Annotated in this window: 16 protein-coding genes; 14 read left to right on the plus strand and 2 right to left on the minus strand. The window is 68.6% G+C overall.

Translation table 11 applies throughout. The annotated features are described in order from the left end of the window. Positions 1-30: 30 nt before the first annotated feature. Positions 31-582, plus strand: coding sequence for a GNAT family protein (locus VGB75_15685; protein HEY0168484.1), 552 nt, complete (start codon positions 31-33; stop codon positions 580-582). A gap of 12 nt (positions 583-594) precedes the next feature. On the opposite strand, the gene VGB75_15690 is transcribed toward VGB75_15685, so the two are convergent. Then, the gene (locus VGB75_15690; GenBank protein HEY0168485.1) at positions 595-1,125 is read right to left on the minus strand and encodes a hypothetical protein; all 531 of its coding nucleotides are present in this window, start codon (positions 1,123-1,125) and stop codon (positions 595-597) included. Positions 1,126-1,186: 61 nt separating this feature from the next. Between VGB75_15690 and purS the strand changes: the two genes are divergently transcribed. The 9 genes from purS (at position 1,187) to purM (ending at position 12,884) form a co-directional block, all read left to right on the plus strand. Continuing rightward, entirely contained in the window at positions 1,187-1,417 is a 231-nt protein-coding gene (gene purS, locus VGB75_15695; protein HEY0168486.1) for a phosphoribosylformylglycinamidine synthase subunit PurS, read from the plus strand. Positions 1,418-1,551: 134 nt separating this feature from the next. After that, positions 1,552-2,229 carry a phosphoribosylformylglycinamidine synthase subunit PurQ gene (purQ, locus tag VGB75_15700; GenBank protein HEY0168487.1) on the plus strand — a complete coding sequence of 226 codons (678 nt, stop codon included), beginning with the start codon at positions 1,552-1,554 and terminating at the stop codon, positions 2,227-2,229. After that, positions 2,226-4,595, plus strand: coding sequence for a phosphoribosylformylglycinamidine synthase subunit PurL (gene purL / locus VGB75_15705; protein HEY0168488.1), 2,370 nt, complete (start codon positions 2,226-2,228; stop codon positions 4,593-4,595). The genes purQ and purL overlap by 4 nt, the downstream gene beginning before the upstream one ends. Positions 4,596-4,598: 3 nt before the next feature. Further along, complete coding sequence (locus tag VGB75_15710; protein HEY0168489.1) at positions 4,599-5,372, plus strand: sterol carrier family protein; 774 nt, start codon at positions 4,599-4,601, stop codon at positions 5,370-5,372. A gap of 89 nt (positions 5,373-5,461) precedes the next feature. Next, positions 5,462-6,610 carry a hypothetical protein gene (locus VGB75_15715; GenBank protein HEY0168490.1) on the plus strand — a complete coding sequence of 383 codons (1,149 nt, stop codon included), beginning with the start codon at positions 5,462-5,464 and terminating at the stop codon, positions 6,608-6,610. Continuing rightward, positions 6,607-9,492, plus strand: coding sequence for a tetratricopeptide repeat protein (locus VGB75_15720; protein HEY0168491.1), 2,886 nt, complete (start codon positions 6,607-6,609; stop codon positions 9,490-9,492). The genes VGB75_15715 and VGB75_15720 overlap by 4 nt, the downstream gene beginning before the upstream one ends. A 34-nt stretch (positions 9,493-9,526) precedes the next feature. Next, a complete protein-coding gene (locus tag VGB75_15725; protein HEY0168492.1) occupies positions 9,527-10,078 on the plus strand; it encodes an MOSC domain-containing protein in 552 nt (183 codons plus the stop codon). A 113-nt stretch (positions 10,079-10,191) separates the two neighbouring features. Further along, complete coding sequence (gene purF, locus VGB75_15730; GenBank protein ID HEY0168493.1) at positions 10,192-11,760, plus strand: amidophosphoribosyltransferase; 1,569 nt, start codon at positions 10,192-10,194, stop codon at positions 11,758-11,760. Continuing rightward, a complete protein-coding gene (purM, locus tag VGB75_15735; GenBank protein HEY0168494.1) occupies positions 11,757-12,884 on the plus strand; it encodes a phosphoribosylformylglycinamidine cyclo-ligase in 1,128 nt (375 codons plus the stop codon). Before purF ends, purM begins: the two co-directional genes overlap by 4 nt. A 12-nt stretch (positions 12,885-12,896) precedes the next feature. On the opposite strand, the gene VGB75_15740 is transcribed toward purM, so the two are convergent. Beyond that, positions 12,897-13,100, minus strand: coding sequence for a DUF3073 domain-containing protein (locus VGB75_15740; protein ID HEY0168495.1), 204 nt, complete (start codon positions 13,098-13,100; stop codon positions 12,897-12,899). 372 nt (positions 13,101-13,472) lie between these two features. On the opposite strand from VGB75_15740, the gene VGB75_15745 reads away from it, so the two are divergent. From VGB75_15745 to VGB75_15760, 4 genes are all read left to right on the plus strand, one after another. Next, a complete protein-coding gene (locus VGB75_15745) occupies positions 13,473-13,685 on the plus strand; it encodes a BldC family transcriptional regulator (GenBank protein ID HEY0168496.1) in 213 nt (70 codons plus the stop codon). Positions 13,686-13,994: 309 nt separating this feature from the next. Continuing rightward, positions 13,995-15,332 (plus strand): FAD-dependent monooxygenase, encoded by a 1,338-nt coding sequence (locus tag VGB75_15750; GenBank protein ID HEY0168497.1) that lies wholly within the window; start codon positions 13,995-13,997, stop codon positions 15,330-15,332. Between the two features lie 93 nt (positions 15,333-15,425). Continuing rightward, on the plus strand, positions 15,426-16,307 hold the full coding sequence (locus VGB75_15755; GenBank protein HEY0168498.1) for a patatin-like phospholipase family protein: 882 nt from the start codon (positions 15,426-15,428) through the stop codon (positions 16,305-16,307). Then, on the plus strand, positions 16,304-17,332 hold the full coding sequence (locus VGB75_15760; GenBank protein ID HEY0168499.1) for a 1-acyl-sn-glycerol-3-phosphate acyltransferase: 1,029 nt from the start codon (positions 16,304-16,306) through the stop codon (positions 17,330-17,332). Before VGB75_15755 ends, VGB75_15760 begins: the two co-directional genes overlap by 4 nt. Positions 17,333-17,377: the final 45 nt, after the last annotated feature.

Genomic DNA, 17,377 nt, shown 5'->3' on the forward strand with positions numbered 1-17,377 from the left:
CGAGGCCGAGGACGAATGGGGTGCGCCGCGATGCTGTTCGGCAAGCTGGTCACGCTTCGGGCCTTGACCGACGCCGACCTACCGAGGCTGACCGAGTTCAAGAACGACGTCGAGGTCGAGCTGTTCGGCGGCGGCGACCCGCCTCGCCCTCGCTCATTCGAGGTGGTTCGCGCTGCCTACGAGGAGGAGGCGAAGGACAAGGAGAGGCAGAACTTCGCCATCGAGGCTGACGGCGTCTTCATCGGTGAGTGCGGGCTGCACAACGTCAACCGGCGCGACGGCACGGCCGAGGTGGGCATCGGCATCGGCGACCGCGCGTACTGGGGCCGCGGCTACGGCCGCGAGGCGCTGACGTTGCTGGTCGATTACGGCTTCCGGATGCAGAACCTGCGCAAGATCTGGCTGGAGACCCATGGCGGCAACGAGCGGGCGATCCGGTCCTACCGCGCGGTCGGCTTCGTCGAGGAGGGCCGTCAGCGTGAGCAGGTGTGGTCCGGCGGCCGGTACGAGGACACCGTCCTGATGGGCCTATTCCGGTCGGACTTCTGGTCTAGGCCGGCCGACTCAGCGCCGGCCGGCTGAGCCCTGGCCGACTCAGCGCCGGCCGACTGAGCCCTGGCCGACTGAGCGCAGCCACCGCCGGGCCTGTCTCGGTGAGCTCAGCCGGATCACCGTCAGACCGCTGCGCCGCTGGATCGCTGCTCGCGTCATAGACCGCTGCCGTGCATGGGTGCTCCACGCCCACCGGACCGGGTGCTCGGGATCGAGCCAGTCCCGGAACCCCTCGGTGTTGCCGTTGAAGATCGGTTCGCGCAGGGCGGCCCGCCGAAACGACCGTCGCAGTACCCGGTGCATCACGGTCCGGCGCGGAAAGTCCAGCCAGATCAACGTGTCGGCGCGAGCCAGCAGCAGCGGCCGGACTTGGCCGTACTGCCACTCCGACACCCACGAGTCACCGGCGGCCACCGCCTGGACATCATCGCCGAACTCCGGACGCGGCACCCAGTTCGGGCCGTGGAACAGCGAGTCCAGCTCGACGTAGGGCAGGCCCAACCGGCGCGAGAACTCCGCGGCCAGGGTCGATTTGCCCGAGCCGGACGAGCCGGCGACCAGGACGCGCTGCACGGACGCCGAGGCTACGCCAGGCGCCTGGCTAAGCTGGCCCGCAGCCGATCGAAGGAGACCAATGGCCCGCGTAGTAGTCGACGTCGTGATGAAGCCGGAGATCCTGGACCCGCAGGGTCAGGCCATCTTGGGCGCGCTGACCCGGCTCGGCATCGAGGGCGTCAACTCGGTGCGGCAGGGCAAGCACTTTGAACTCGACGTCGATGACGACCTCGATGACGCCACCCTGACCAAGCTGGCCGACACCCTGCTGGCCAATCCGGTCATCGAGGACTTCACCATCTCCCGCTGACCCGCCGCTGACCGCCCTCTGCCGCATTGTGCGGCCTGAATCCGCGCCGGACTCGACTGCAACCGCGGATTCAGGCCGCACAATGCGGAAAGGCGCAGGCGGGCAGCGGGCAACGCGACCGGTAGCCTGTCGGCGTGAGCGTGCGCGTCGGAGTGGTGACCTTTCCCGGAAGTCTCGACGATCGCGACGCCATGCGCGCGGTCCGGCTGGCCGGCGCCGAGCCGGTGCCGCTGTGGCACGGCGACAAGTGGCTCTCCGACGTCGACGCGGTGGTGCTGCCCGGCGGCTTCTCCTACGGCGACTACCTGCGCTGCGGCGCCATCGCCCGGTTCTCACCGGCCATGGAGTCGGTGATCGACGGCGCCCGTAACGGCCTGCCGGTGCTCGGCATCTGCAACGGCTTCCAGGTGCTGTGCGAGGCCCACCTGCTGCCCGGCGCGCTGATCCGCAACGCCGAGCGCCGGTTCGTCTGCCGCGACCAGCGGATCCGGATCGACAACGCCGGCACCCCCTGGACCACCGGCTACCAGCCCGGCCAGGAGCTGGTGATCCCGATCAAGAACATCGACGGCGGCTACGTCGCCGACCAGCGGACGTTGGACGAGCTCGAAGCCGAGGGCCGGGTGGTGGCCACCTACCTCGACGGCAATCCCAACGGCTCGTACCGCGACATCGCCGGCATCTGCAACCCCGCCGGCAACGTGGTCGGGCTGATGCCGCACCCCGAACACGCTGTGGACCCCCTCACCGGCCCCAGCGCTGACGGCCTGGGTTTCTTCAGCTCCGTCCTGTCCAAGCTGGTCAACGCGTGACCGCCACCCGGAGGGCTTCGCTGGACACGGTGCAGGTCGCCGAGGGCTCCGCCGAGCAGGTCCAGCCCTACGCCGAGCTGGGCCTGGCCAAGGACGAGTACGCCAGGATCAAGGAGATCCTGGGCCGGCGGCCGACCAGCTCGGAGCTGGCGATGTACTCGGTGATGTGGTCCGAGCACTGCTCCTACAAGTCCTCCAAGGTGCACCTGAAGCAGTTCGCCGAGAAGAAGCCGGTGAAGGCCTCCGGCGAGAAGGACATCCTGCTGGTCGGCATGGGTGAGAACGCCGGCGTGGTCGACGTCGGGGGCGGCCTGGCGGTGACCTTCAAGATCGAGTCGCACAACCACCCCTCCTACGTCGAGCCGCATCAGGGCGCGGCCACCGGGGTCGGCGGCATCGTCCGCGACATCCTGACCATGGGCGCGCGCCCGATCGCGGTGCTCGACTCGCTCCGCTTCGGCGCTGCCGGCGCCGCTGACACCGCGCGGGTGCTGCCCGGCGTGGTGTCGGGCATCGGCGGCTACGGCAACTGCCTGGGGCTGCCCAACATCGGCGGCGAGCTGGTGTTCGACCCGAGCTACCTGGCCAACCCGCTGGTGAACGCGCTGTGCGTCGGCGTGCTGCGCGCGGATGAGATCAAGCTGGCCAAGGCCGAGGGGCCCGGCAGCCTGGTCGTGCTGTTCGGCGCCCGCACCGGCGGCGACGGCATCGGCGGCGCCTCGGTGCTGGCCAGCGCCAGCTTCGACAACGATGACGACAGCGAGGTGAGCATCGCAGCGAGCGCCAGCGAGCGAGGAGCGGAGTCGAGCAGAAAGCGCAGCGGGCCGAGCAAGCGCCCGGCGGTGCAGGTCGGCGACCCGTTTGCCGAGAAGGTGCTGATCGAGTGCTGCCTGGAGATCTTCGCCGCCGACCTGGTGACCGGTATCCAGGACCTGGGCGCGGCGGGGCTGTCCTGCGCGACCACCGAGCTGGCCGCGGCCGGCGACGGCGGCATGATGATCGACCTGGACCTCGCGCCCCTGCGCGATGAGACGCTCTCGCCCGAAGAGATCCTGATGAGCGAGTCCCAGGAGCGGATGATGGCGGTGGTGACGCCGCAGAACCTGGAGGCGTTCGAGCAGGTCTGCGCCAAGTGGGACGTCACCGCCACCGTGCTGGGAACCGTGACCGAGGGCGACCGGCTGGTGATGCGCTGGCACGGCGAGACGATCGTCGACGTGCCGCCGCGCACCCTGGCCCACGAGGGCCCGGTGTACCGGCGGCCGGTGCGCCGTCCCTATGACCAGGACGCGCTCAACGGCGAGCACGGCAACGGCCTGCCGCGGCCCAAGACCGGCGAGCAGTTGCGGGCCACCGCGTTGAAGCTGATCAGCTCGCCGAACCTGGCCGACAAGTCCTGGGTCACCGACCAGTACGACCGGTACGTGCAGGGCAACACGGTGCTGGCCCAGCCGGAGGACGCCGGCATGGTCCGGCTGCCCGGGCCGGACGGCCAGGACAGCGACCTCGGCGTCGCGATCTCGGTGGACGGCAACGGCCGGTACTGCCGGCTTGACCCCTACGCCGGCGCGCAGCTGGCGCTGGCCGAGGCCTACCGCAACGTCGCGGTCACCGGCGCCCGGCCGCTGGCTGTCACCAACTGCCTGAACTTCGGCTCGCCGGAGGACCCGGCCGTGATGTGGCAGTTCGCCGAGGCGGTCCGCGGGCTGGCCGACGGCTGCCAGCAGCTGGGCATTCCGGTGACCGGGGGCAATGTCAGCTTCTACAACCAGACTGGGACCACCGCCATCCTCCCCACGCCGGTGGTCGGGGTGCTCGGGGTCATCGACGACGTCACCCGCCGGACGCCGATGGCGCTGCGCCAGGACGGCGCCCAGCTCTACCTGCTCGGTGACACCCGTGATGAGTTCGGCGGCTCGGAGTGGGCCCACGTCGCGCACGGCTTTCTCGGTGGCCGGCCGCCGGCAGTGGACCTCGACCGGGAGCGGTTGCTCGCCGACGTGCTGATCAACGCCTCCCGGGACGGCCTGATCGACGCCGCCCACGACCTGTCCGACGGCGGGCTGTTCGTGGCCGTGGCCGAGGCCTGCCTGCGCGGCAACGTCGGCGTCCGGCTGATCCTGCCCGAGGGCGCGGACCCGTTCGTGTTCCTGTTTTCCGAGTCGGCCGGGCGGGCGATCGTGGCAGTGCCGCGCACCGAGCAGGTCCGGTTCACCGACATGTGCACCGCTCGCGGGTTGCCCGCGCAGCGTATCGGCGTGCTCGACGTGCTCGAGTCGGCCATCGAGGTGCAGGGGCAGTTCCGGCTGCCGATGCCGGAGTTGCGGGTGGCCTGGGCCTCGACGCTGCCTGCGCTGTTCGGCTGATCGATGCCCTCTGATCCGAGCCGGCCGCTGCTCGCCCAAGCCGCGCTGATGCGGGACTGGCTGGCGCAGCTGCCCTACGAGGCGTTCGGCCAGCCCAGCGTGCTGCCTGGCTGGGACGTCCGGCAGCTGACCGGGCACGTGTCGATGATCTTCCAGGGGCTGCTGGGCGCGCTGGGCTCGCCGGTCTTGACGGCTCAGGACCCGCCGCTGGCGTTGCACGACTACGTCGCCCGCTACCGGCCGGATGCCGAGCTGATCGACGCGGTCACCGCCGAGCTGGCAGCTGACCGGACGCCGGATGACCTGCTCACCGGGCTGGACCTGCTGTTGAGCCAGGCGCGCGTCCGGCTGGCTGAGCCGCTGCCCAAGGTGGTCCGGGCGCCGCGCGGGCCGATCAGCGGCGCTGATTACCTGATGACCCGGATCTTCGAGGTGCTGGCGCATTCGGAGGACCTGAGCCGGTCGCTGCCGGACCGGGAGCCGATCCGGCTGGACCGCACGGCGCTCGGAGTGGGCGTGCGCGGCCTGGCCGGCATGCTCGCGGCCAAGTACCCGGGCCGGTCGGTCGAGGTGCGGGTGCCGCCGTTCACCGCGGTGCAGTGCATCCAAGGCCCGCGGCACACCCGGGGCACCCCGCCGAACGTGGTCGAGGCCGACCCGGTCACGTTTGTGCTGTTGGCCACCGGGCGCGCGGACTGGAGCCAGGCCCTGGCCGCCGGTCAGGTCCGCGCCAGCGGCGCCCGGGCCGACCTGAGCGAGCAGTTGCCGCTGCTCTAACCTACGGCAGTCTTGTTATACAACGTTCTTGACGTACAACAAATCTGCCGTATGTTTGGCGCGTGACTTCCTCTCTCGCCATCCGACCCATGAGCACCAACCCGGGCGGGGTGGTCGACCCCGCCGACCTCATCGGTAGGGACCGTGAACTAGGCCGGTTGCAACGCTCGGTGAGCACTGGCGGTGCCAAGATGTTGGGTGATCGGCGAATGGGCAAGACGTCGTTGCTGCACGCGCTGAGCACCAGCCTCGATAAGGCCGGGCACACGGTGATCCGGATCAGCGCCGAGTCGAAGGACCCTGAGAAATTCGGCCGCGACCTTGTCGCCGAGATGCGTCGAAACCGGCTGCTTCGCGATCACGTTCGCCGGTGGGAGGCCGATCTCGGCGGTGAGCTTAAAGTCAACGTCGGCGTAGGAGGCCTGACCCTGCAGGGCCACGCGGCTCGTCCGCGGGTTGATGTGGAAGAGGATTTGTTCCGCGCCTGCGCCGATGCCTGCCACCACATCAAGCCGTACCGGCTGGTGTTCATCTTCGATGAGATCACTGCGCTGGCAAGTCGCCTGGGCCGGCTGGTGCCGGGTGGGCCGGAGGAGTTCCTCCGTTCGCTGCGGGTGCCGCGCCAGGAACTGTCCGGGATCTCGATGATCTTTGCCGGTTCTGTCGGGCTGCACCATGTCCTGAGCGAGCAGTCGCCGGTGAACGACCTCGACCCGGTGACTGTCGGTCCGTTGAGCCAGCCAGATGCGCTTTACCTCGCGCGCTGCCTGTTGCGCGGAGCCGGCGTCGCCCAGTCGGATGAGAGGCGGGCGGCCGAGACGATTGTCGAGCAGACCTGCGCGATTCCGTTCTATATCCACCGGCTGGTTCAAGACCTGGCCGAACGAGGCGCAAACCGACTTACAGAGGCCGACATTGTGGCGATGGTTGATGACGCGCTGCGCGATGACCGGTGGGAGATGCAGCATTACCGTGATCGGATTCCCCGGTATTACGGTGAGGACGCGGAATTGGTGAGGTCCATGCTCGATGAGTATGCGACTGCCGACCAACCGCTTACCGTAGAGAACATCGTCGACCGGCTCACCTCAACCGAGTTGGCTCAGCAGGCGCGTCGTCCGAAGGTGCTGAGCCTGGTTGGCCGGCTGGAGGACGACCACTACTTGGTGAGAGTGGGCGCCGCTGATCGGTTCGCCACCTCGTTGCTGCGCCGAGCTTGGCTGGAGATGAAGCGATGACGGCAAGTGGGTTCGCACGTCCTCCGGGTCGCGTCCGGCCGTTCACGCCCTCGCAGGAATCGGCTGCTGACCTATCGGACCGCACGGTTGGCCGTGACGAGACTCTGGAAATACTGGTCGATCGACTGGTCAGTGCCGCGACCTCCGGCAACCGTGCGCACAGCCTGCTGGTCGGCCCTCGCGGGTCGGGCAAGACGCATCTGCTGAACGTGGCGCTTCACCGTGCGCTGCAACGACCCGAGGTCCGGAAGCGGCTGAGGTTCGTTCGCTTCGACGAGGACGCGGTAGGCATCACCCGCTACTTCGACATCCTGCAAGAGGTGCTGTCCGCGCTCAGCCCCCCGCAGCCAGGTAGCCGTCGGTCCGCGCTGCCTTTGAATCCTGAAGAGGCAGTCGCCGAGGCATTGGGCGATCAGGTGCTGGTGCTGGTGATCGAGAACCTGGATCGGATCTTTCATGCGTTCGGCGAAGGTGGTCAGCAGGATTTTCGCTCCTGGGTCGAGAACTCCCGGCAAGTCATGGTGCTGGCGACGACGCCGCTGCTGTTCCCCGGTGTCAGCGATCGAGCTTTGCCGTGGTGGGGCAACTTCGGCATTTCGCATCTGGAAGAACTCGACGTCGGACAGGGCCGCGAGTTACTGATACGCCTCGCACAGGGCTCGGGTGACACGGCGCTGGCGGAATTCCTGGCAACAGACAAGGGCGAGGCCAGGCTGCGCGCGATCAACGCCCTGGCTGGCGGCTCGCCAAGGATCTGGATGATCCTGTCCGAATGCCTGACCGTTGAGTTGCTGGACGAGCTGGTGCCGGCGGTCGAGGCACTGCTTGAGGGGCTGGTGCCGTACTACCAGCAGCTGTTGTGGGACTTGTCGCCCGTTGAACAGCGGCTGGTCCGGGAACTGGCAGACGGCCCGCATCAGGCAGCAACGGTGGCTGAGCTGGCGAAGGCGGCCGGCATCGAGCAGCGGGTGGCCGCCTCAACCCTCGGCCGGCTTGCTGACATCCGGTGGGTGCGCGCTGAGAAGGTCCCAGAACTGGACAAGAGATCAACTTGGTACCGGCTGCGTGAGCCGATGCTGCGGCACCACTTTCACTACCGCTCTGCCACCACCCAACCGCTACCGCTGATCGTCGAGATCTTGCGTGCCTGGTATGACCCTGACGAAAGGCGGGGGCAGCTTCTGCGCGCTGAGCCCGGCTCTCACGTCGAGCGATTTGCGGCAGCAACTCTACGGGCTGAGTCCCGGCGTTTTGATCTGGCTTATGGCGACCGTGACCCAGATGCCTTACAGGTTGAAGCGAGAACGTGGGTCTATGGTGCTGCAGCCGACTCGCGTACGCCTGAAGCGGGAAGCCTCATCGACACAGCAGTGATGTCGATCCGAGCCGGTGCGGCTGAGGCTCGGGATTCAATCGAACGGCGACAGCTTGATGTGACTACTAAGCGGGTCGCGGATGTGATTGTCAAATGTGCGGCTGCTCAGGACGGTGCAGTTGCTGTGGCCGACCGAGTTGCCGAACTGCTCCGGTTAGCCGCCAAGTCGACAACCGGTATGACACACGACGTCATCGAGTTCGTGTCAGCCTGTTGGGATGCGCCCTCTGACAGCCGGACAGCGATCGCCCGTTTGCGCACGCTGGCAGCCGGACGGCAATTTGTCGATGACCGGTTAGGGCTCGATGTGCGCCACGAACTGGCGTGGTTGACCGCGGACACGGGTGACCCGGCGTCGGCGCGGGACCAGTTCGCGACTTTGGTTGTGGATCGTGCGCGGGTGTGCGGTCCTGAGGATCGTGACACGTTGAGTGCGCGACAGGGTTTGGCCTGGGCTACGGATGATGCAGTGTCGGCGCGGGACCAGTTCGCGGCCTTGGTTGTGGATCGTGCGCGGGTAGCTGGGCCTGATGATCGTGAGACATTGCGCGCGCGCCATAGTTTGGCGTGGTTCACCGGTGAGGCGGGTGACCCGTTTTTGGCACGGGACTTATTTGCGGCGTTAGCGGTTGACTTCCTAAGGGTGTTCGGGCCCTACGATCGTGACACGTTGCGCGTGCGGCGAAGTTTGGCATGGTTCACCGGTGATGCAGATGGCCCGGCGTCGGCGCGGGAGCTGTACGGGCAGCTGGTGGCCGACTTCGTGCGAATGTTCGGGCCGGATGATTCTGACACGTTAGCCACACGGGACAGCTTGGCGTGGTTCACCGCGCAGGCGGGTGACCCGGCGTCGGCGCGGGATCTGTTCGCGGCGTTGGTGGCTGATCGTACGCGGGTGTTCGGAGCTGATGATCGTGACACGTTGGACGCGCGGCGAAGTTTGGCGTGGTTCTCTGCGGAGGCGGGTGATCCGGCGTCGGCGCGGGATCTGCTTGAGGAACTGGTGGCAGACTTCGTGCGGGTGTTCGGGTCGGATGATTCTGACACGTTAGACGCGCGGCACACCTTGGCGTGGTTCACTGCGGAGGCGGGTGATCCGGCGTCGGCGCGGGACCAGTTCGAGGCGTTGGCGGCTGATTATGCGCGGGTGCTCGGCCCTGAAAATCGCGCCACGCTCAGAGCGCGGATCCAACTGGCTTGGCTGTCCGGTGAAGTTGGCGTCCCTCTGCAGGCGATCAACGAAGCCCGACCTGTGCTCAGGCTTGGGCCGCACAATGCCCCCGAGTTGACAGCACTGGCAAACGCAGTGATTCGAGAGAACGTCCGAAAACTGCTATCTAGTCAAAGATCACAATTGGTGGATCCGCTAACTCTGGAGGGGCAGCTGGTGACAGATTTGCGCGTAGCGGTCGAGGGTTCGGCTGAAGCCATGGTGCGGTTGCCGTTGGAGCTGGTCGAGATCGTCGAGAGCCTGCGAGCATCACTAGAGAGCGTTGGTTCGCGCTGACGGGTGCACGAGACGCCGGTGGCAGACTGTCAGGGTGAGCAATGAGCAGCCGTCGGTGGTCGCGGTCAGCCTCGACGACCGCCACCGCTTCAGCAAGAAGCCGGTCGAGCAGATCACCCTCATCGCCGGTCACGGCGTCGAGGGCGACGCGCACGCCGGCGCCACGGTCAAACACCGATTCCAGATGCGCAGGGATAAGACCCAGCCCAACCTGCGCCAGGTGCACCTGATGCACGCCGAGCTGTTCGACGAGCTCGCCGGGCAGGGCTTCGAGGTCGAACCCGGCCAGCTCGGCGAGAACGTCACCACCCGCGGACTCGACCTGCTCACCCTGCCGGCCGGCACGCTGCTGCGAATGGGTCCCGAAGCAGTCGTCCAGGTCACCGGCCTGCGCGACCCGTGCGTCCTGATCGACAAGTTCCAGCACGGCCTGCTCAAGGCCGTGATCGAACGCGACGGCGACGGCCGGCTGATCGGCAAGGCCGGCATCATGGGCGTCGTCGTGCACGGCGGCCCGGTCAGCCCCGCGGACCCGGTGACGGTCGAGCTGCCCGCGCCGCCGCACGTCGCCCTTGAGGTCATCTGATCGCCCTAGGCGCCTGATCGCCCGAGGCCATCTGAGCCGAACGCCGGCACAGTCACGGCGTTGCCTGGCCGCTTGGGGCGCGAGCACCGGCAGCTACCCCCTAGACTGTGCCCGTGGCGCGCGGAGACGGCAGGCTGACCCATGAACTCGACCCCCACGACCAAGGACCGCAGGACCAATGCGGCGTCTTCGGTGTCTGGGCACCCGGTGAAGAGGTCTCCAAGCTGGCGTACTTCGGCATGTACGCCCTGCAGCATCGGGGCCAGGAGGCCGCCGGGATCGCGGTGAGCGACGGCTCGTCGATCCTGGTCTTCAAGGACCTCGGCCTGGTCTCCCAGGTCTTCGACGAGTCGACGCTGGCGACCCTGAAGGGCCATATCGCCCTCGGCCACACCCGCTACTCCACCACCGGCTCCTCCACCTGGGAGAACGCCCAGCCGGTGTTTCGCACCACCAAGGCCGGCACCGGCATCGCGCTGGCGCACAACGGCAACCTGGTCAACACCGCCAAGCTGCACGAAGCCGCCAGCGGCGACGGCGGCCGCGACCGGGGGTCGCAGCTGACGGCTACCACGGACTCGGACCTGATGACCGAGCTGCTGGCCGCGTACCCCGACGTCTCGGTCGAAGAGGCCGCGATGCGGGTGCTGCCTACCATCGAGGGCGCCTTCTCGCTGGTCTTCATGGACGAGCACACCCTCTACGCCGCCCGCGACCCCCAGGGCGTCCGACCGCTGTCACTCGGCCGGCTGGACCGGGGCTGGGTGGTCACCAGCGAGTCCGCCGCGCTGGACATCGTCGGCGCCTCCTTCGTCCGTGAGGTCGAGCCCGGAGAGCTGATCGCGATCGATGAGGACGGCCTGCGCTCGCAGCGCTTCGCCAACCCCGACCCCAAGGGCTGCGTCTTCGAGTACGTCTACCTGGCCCGGCCCGACACCACCATCGCCGGCCGGTCGGTGCACTCGACCAGGCTTGAGATCGGTCGCCGGCTGGCCGCGGAGCATCCGGTCGAGGCCGACCTGGTGATGCCGACCCCGGAGTCGGGCACCCCCGCCGCGATCGGCTACGCCGAGGCCTCCGGCATTCCGTACGGCATGGGCCTGGTCAAGAACGCCTACGTCGGCCGGACGTTCATCCAGCCCTCCCAGACCATCCGGCAGCTCGGCATCCGCTTGAAGCTCAACCCGCTGCGCGACGTCATCCGCGGCAAGCGGCTGGTCGTGGTCGACGACTCGATCGTGCGCGGCAACACCCAGCGCGCGGTGGTGCGGATGCTGCGCGAGGCCGGCGCGGTCGAGGTGCACGTCCGGATCGCCTCGCCGCCGATCAAGTGGCCCTGCTTCTACGGCATCGATTTCGCCACCCGCGCCGAGCTGATCGCCAGCGGGCTGGACGTCAACGGCATCCGCGCCTCGCTCGGGGCGGACTCGCTTGGCTTTGTGTCGCTGGAGAACCTGGTCGCGGCCACCGAGCAGCCCAAGACCCGGCTGTGCCGGGCCTGCTTCGACGGCGCGTACCCGATTCCGCTGCCCCAGGTGGTCGGCAAGCACGTCCTGGAGGGAATCGGCAGGGCGGTCAACGGCGTCAACGCCTCAGCCCAGGGCAACGGCGCGGCAGCGGTGGGCCCAGAGCCTGACCGGGTGGAAGGCCTTGCCGGCGCGGACTCGCTGCGCCTGACGTGAGCCAGCCGAGCGACTTGGACTCCGCCGCTTCACGCTCTGCTGCCACCAGCCCCGCCCCGGTCTCCTACGCCAGCGCCGGCGTCGACATCGAGGCAGGCGAGCGGGCCGTCGAGCTGATGAAGGCCTCGGTCCGGCGGACCGCCCGTCCTGAGGTGCTGGGCGGCCTCGGCGGCTTCGCCGGGCTCTTCCAGCTCGACCTCACCCGGTACCCGCGCCCGGTCCTGGCCACCTCGACCGACGGGGTGGGCACCAAGCTGGTGCTCGCCCAGCAGCTGGACCGGCACGACACCATCGGCATCGACCTGGTGGCGATGGTGATCGACGACCTGGTGGTGGTGGGCGCCGAGCCGCTGTTCATGACGGACTACATCGCCACCGGCAAGGTGGTCCCGGAGAAGATCGCCCAGATCGTGTCGGGCATCGCCGAGGGTTGCGTCCAGGCCGGCTGTGCCCTGGTGGGTGGCGAGACCGCCGAGCACCCGGGCGTGATGGGACCCGATGACTATGACATCTCCGGCGCCGGCACCGGGGTGGTGAACGCCGACGCGGTGCTGGGCGCGGACCGGGTGCGACCCGGCGACGCCCTGATAGCGATCGGCTCGTCAGGGGTGCACTCCAACGGCTACTCCCTGGTGCGGCACGTGCTGGCCACCGCCGGGTGGGCGCTGTCAGACACGCCTGCCGAGCTGGCCGGCCGCAGCCTGGGTGAGGAGCTGCTGACTCCCACCCGGATCTACGCCCGGGACTGCCTGCGGCTGATCGCCGACGGCGGCCTTGCCGGGGTGCACGCGTTCTCCCACATCACCGGTGGCGGCCTGGCCGCGAACCTGGAGCGGGTGCTGCCGCCGGGGCTGAGCGCGCAGGTCGACCGGGCCACCTGGTCACCGTTGCCGATCTTTCAGGTGCTTGCCCGGGCCGGCGCGATCGAGCGCGCCGCGTTGGAGCCGGCGTTCAACCTGGGAGTGGGCATGGTGGCCGTGGTGTCGGCGGGGTACGCCGAAGCCGCGCTGGAGCTGCTGGCGGCCTGCGAGCTGACCGCCTGGCGTCTCGGGGTAGTCACCGCCGGCGACCCCGGCCAGAGCAGGGTGCGCCTTAGTGGCGATTACGCAGCTAGCAGCTTCTAGCGAAGCTGAGGGCTAACGGGGACCGCTCACCCAGCTCTGTTCATCCTCGATGCCGTCGTCGGCGTAGGGATCGCCGTCCGAGCCTGGCTCCGAGTAGCCGGGTTCGGCTGGATGGCCGAGCTCCCGCTGGAGTGCAGTGAAGTCAGTGCTCTGGGAGTTGTACTTCAGCTCCCGCGCCACTTTTTGCTGCTTTGCCTTAGCACGGCCGCGCCCCATGGCTCGACCCCCTCGCTCGCACGGTCATCCGGGCGGAGTCGCTAGGGAAGTCCGCGCCGGGAATGAGTATCAATTCGTAGGTCCGAGAGTACATCGCAGATCCGCTCCGCCGCACACCGCCCGTGAACAGCGGGCGACGAGCGTCAAGTCGGCTTCGAGCGCGCATCCAGCCAGACCGCTAACACCGTGTGTTTCTGTGATCACCAACTGTGTAAGAAATACAGCTTTGCAGCGCTTCGATGCTAAATCGTGATCTAACAAGGCAAACTTCACAGCGCGCAGACAAGAGGTTGCATCGGAAACTGGTGCATACTTCCTAGGACGTCGCAACGGGATGCGCGTTATAAATATCCAGGAAGGGGGCGAGGGTCAATGACCAATCCTCGTCAACGTACAGAGTCTGAGCCGCTACTGACTCCGTCAGAGGTGGCGACGCTCTTCCGAGTCGACCCCAAAACGGTTACTCGGTGGGCGAAGGCTGGCAAGCTTACCTCGATTCGCACGCTTGGCGGCCACCGCCGCTACCGTGAGTCTGAAGTTCGCTCGCTGCTCGAGGGAAACACCAACACCCCCGCCGAGGTGTAACCACACCGAAGCGTTGTCGAACGCCGCAGCTCCCGCCGGGACTGCGGCGTTCGTCATTTCTGGGGGTGACCGGAGGAGCCCGAGATGGCGGGCCACTCGGGTGACGCGTGCGCCTCGTCGGGTGTCCGGGTAGCCATCGGTCATCTTTTCCGATTCACTCGCGTGCATTTTCTTCCACCGTGCTCGCCCTCAGCGGCCCGCAAGCGACGGGGCATCGCAGAAGACTCGTCGGCGCGCCGCGGGTGCGAAGGTAGGGCGTGGCTGCTCGCCGCTGAGCCGCAGACTCCAGCGCTGAGAGGAACATCGCCGATGAGCCTGATCCTGGGTGACCGCGCAGTAGTTCTGGGCGCTGGCATGGCCGGCCTGCTGACCGCGCGCGTGCTGGCAGATCGATACCGGCAGGTCGTGGTCATCGAACGCGACCCGGTCGCCGCCATCGGCCAGGCCCGCAAGGGCGTGCCCCAGGGTCGGCACGCGCACGCTCTGCTGGCTCGGGGCCAGCGGATCCTGGAAGACCTGTTCCCCGGCCTGCAGCAGGAGCTCACCGCCTCCGGCGTGCTGAGCTGCGATCTGGCCGGCAACATCCGGTGGTATTTCAACGGCAGGCCGCTGAAGCAGCAGGAGTCCGGCCTGCTCAGCGTGTCGGCGACCCGGCCGCAGCTGGAGGGGCACGTGCGCCAGCGGGTGACCTCGATGCCCAATGTCGAGCTGCGCGACCTCACGGTGGTCAACGGCCTGCAGCTCACCGACGACGGGAGCAGGGTGACCGGTGTGCGCGTCACCGGGGTAGCCGGCGACGCCGAGCCCGAGGTGCTGACCGCCGACCTGGTGATCGACGCCTGCGGACGGGGCAGCCGAACGCCGGCCTGGTTGGAGGAGATGGGCTACCCGCGTCCGGCCGAGGAGAGGGTCGTGATCGACCTCGCCTACACCACCCGGCTGTTCAAGCTCGGCTCAGATCCCTACGGCGCGGACCTGTCGATCAACTCGGTGGCTCATCCCGGCAACCCGCGCGGGGCGTTCTTCGCCCGCCTGGACAAAGACGTCGCGATGCTGTCACTGACCGGCCTGCTCGGCGATCACCCGCCGCGCGAGGACGACGGGTTCCTGGAGTACGCGAAGTCCTTGGACGCCAAGGAGATCTATCAGACCGTCAAGGACTGCGTGCCCGTCGATGACGCGGTCACCTTTCACGTGCCCGCAAGCGTCCGGCGCCGCTATGACCAGCTCACCCGCTTTCCCGAGGCGTTGCTGGTCGTGGGGGACGGTACGTGCGCGTTCAACCCGGTCTACGGCCAGGGGATGACCGTGGCGGCCATGCAGGCGGTGGCGCTGGCCGAGCACCTCGACCGGGGGCCGGCCCGTCCGATCGACTTCTTCCAGGAGTGCAAGCCCATCGTCGACGTTCCGTGGGACATCTCCGCCGGCGGGGACCTGGCCTTCCCCGGCGTTCAGGGCAAGCGCACCGTGAAGGGGCGGATGGGCAATGCCTACATCTCCAAGCTGCACACCGCGGCCCAGTCCGACGGCAGGTTCACCGCCGCGTTCTTCCGGGTGGCAGGCCTGGTCGATCGGCCCGATGCGCTGATGCGGCCCGGCCTGGTGCTCGGCGTCTTGCGCGCCGTCCGGGCGAGCCGCAAGCGCTGACCGGGCTCTGAGCCGGGCGGTCGGCGGGTGGCCGCGGTCGCTGCGAGCGGGTTCATCCAGTGAGCAGCCGCCCACCCAGGCATGATCACTGCTATGGCCCAACCCGAACCGCAGCCCGAACCGCAGTCCGAGGTGGCGTTCGTGCTGGGCGGCGGCGGGGTGCTCGGGGCGACGCAGGTGGGCATGCTGCGAGCGCTGCTGGAGCGCGGGATCCGTCCGGACCTGGTGCTGGGCACCAGCGTCGGGGCTCTGAACGGGGCGATGCTGGCCGCCGATCCCAGCCTGGACAGCGTGCGCGGGTTGACCGAGCTCTGGAAGGAGCTCGCCGCCTCTGAGGTGTTCTCCGGGTCGGTCTTCGGCCGGGCCAGGACCCTGATCAGGCACGGCACTCACCTGCACTCCTCGGACGCGCTGCGGCAGTTGGCCGCCGACCACCTGAAGGTTCGCGACATCGAGGACCTGCAGGTGCGTTTTCAGTGCGTGGCCGCCAGCATCGAGCGAGCCACCGCGCACTGGTTCACGGCCGGTCCGATCGCCGAGGCAGTGCTCGCCTCGTGCGCCGTGCCGGGTCTGCTGCCGCCGGTGGTCATCGACGGCGAGCATTTTCTGGACGGCGGCCTGGTGCACTCGATTCCAGTCGGCCGAGCGGTGGCCTTGGGCGCTCGGACGATCTACGTCCTGCACGTGGGGCGGGTCGAGCAGCCGTTGCGGGCGCCCCGCTTTCCGTGGGAGGTCGGGCTGGTGGCCTTCGAGATCGCCCGTCGGCACCGGTTCGTCGAAGAGATGGCCTCCCTGACCGGCGACGTCGACGTCGAGGTGCATGTGTTGCCCAGCGGTGATCCGGACACGCCGCTGGTGTCGATGCGCTACCGGGACGCCTCCCGGGTCGCGGACCGGATCGAGCGGGGCTACGAAGCCTCGGCCCAATACCTGGCTGACCCTGCCCCCAGCACCCGGCCGGGCAGTGCTGGATGACCGCCGGCCTGCCACCGCGATGGCTGCGCCGGTGCCTGGTGGACCCGCTGTGGGTGCCGCTGGCGGTGCTGCTGAGCTGCCTGTTCGCGGTGCTGGGCGCGCTCGCCTGGCTCGACGGGGCGCTGATCGGGCTGGTCCGGCCCGTCAACGGCAGGCTCTGGCGGCTGGCATGGCTGGCCTGGGCGTACCTGACGCTCAATCTGGTGATGGTGCTCGGCTGTTTCGGGCTGTGGTTGACCCACCCGCTACGGAGCCGGCGCGGAGCTGAGTGGTTGCCTGCCCATGTGGCGCTGCTGCGCTGGTGCCTGGACCGGCTGCAGGTCGCCAGCCACGCGCTGGTCGGGTTCACGGTGCTGACCGAGCAGCCGCTGCCGCCCCGGCAGGCCGGCTCGACGGCGCCGTTTCTGGTGTTCGCCCGGCACGCCGGCCCCGGCGACTCCTTCGCCCTGGTGCACCTGATCGCCAGCCGGCTCGACCGGTGCCCGAGAGTGGTGCTCAAGGCTGCCCTGCAGTGGGACCCAGGGCTGGACGTGCTGCTCAACCGGCTTCGCTGCTACTTCGTGCCGTCACGGTCTGGCGCCGGCGAGGACCGGGTCGAACCGCTCAGTGAGCTGGCCGCCGGCCTGGGCGGCGACGACGCGCTCTTATTGTTCCCCGAAGGCGGCAACTGGACGCCGCACCGGCACCGGCGGGCCGTCCGGCGGCTGTGGCGCTCAGGTCGGCGGCGGGCGGCCCGGGAGGCCGAGGCCAACACCCACGTCCTGCCGCCGTACCCCGGCGGCGCGCTGGCCTGCCTGCAGGCCCGCCCGGACGCTGAGGTGCTGGTCGTGGCGCACACCGGCCTGGACACCCTCACCAGCCCCGGCTTGATCTGGCGGGCGCTGCCGCTGGGTGAGCGTCCGATGCGGATCAGCTGGTGGCAGCAGAGCGCGGCCACGATTCCGGCGGACGAGGCCGGCCAGCGGGACTGGCTGGAGGCGCAGTGGGATCGGATGCAGGACTGGGTCGCGCAGAACTCCCGCTGACTGCTCTGACTGCTCTGACTGCTCTGACTGCTCGCTCAGCCGATG

The organism is Jatrophihabitans sp. (assembly GCA_036399055.1).
In the GTDB taxonomy this organism is placed as follows: domain Bacteria; phylum Actinomycetota; class Actinomycetes; order Mycobacteriales; family Jatrophihabitantaceae; genus Jatrophihabitans_A.

Coding starts and splice junctions, on each gene's coding strand:
- VGB75_15745 (HEY0168496.1), top strand. CDS start 13,473: ATGACCAATCCTCGTCAACGTACAGAGTCTGAGCCGCTACTGACTCCG.
- VGB75_15755 (HEY0168498.1), top strand. CDS start 15,426: ATGGCCCAACCCGAACCGCAGCCCGAACCGCAGTCCGAGGTGGCGTTC.
- purS (HEY0168486.1), top strand. CDS start 1,187: ATGGCCCGCGTAGTAGTCGACGTCGTGATGAAGCCGGAGATCCTGGAC.
- VGB75_15710 (HEY0168489.1), top strand. CDS start 4,599: ATGCCCTCTGATCCGAGCCGGCCGCTGCTCGCCCAAGCCGCGCTGATG.
- VGB75_15760 (HEY0168499.1), top strand. CDS start 16,304: ATGACCGCCGGCCTGCCACCGCGATGGCTGCGCCGGTGCCTGGTGGAC.
- VGB75_15715 (HEY0168490.1), top strand. CDS start 5,462: ATGAGCACCAACCCGGGCGGGGTGGTCGACCCCGCCGACCTCATCGGT.
- VGB75_15720 (HEY0168491.1), top strand. CDS start 6,607: ATGACGGCAAGTGGGTTCGCACGTCCTCCGGGTCGCGTCCGGCCGTTC.
- VGB75_15750 (HEY0168497.1), top strand. CDS start 13,995: ATGAGCCTGATCCTGGGTGACCGCGCAGTAGTTCTGGGCGCTGGCATG.
- VGB75_15740 (HEY0168495.1), bottom strand. CDS start 13,100: ATGGGGCGCGGCCGTGCTAAGGCAAAGCAGCAAAAAGTGGCGCGGGAG.
- VGB75_15685 (HEY0168484.1), top strand. CDS start 31: ATGCTGTTCGGCAAGCTGGTCACGCTTCGGGCCTTGACCGACGCCGAC.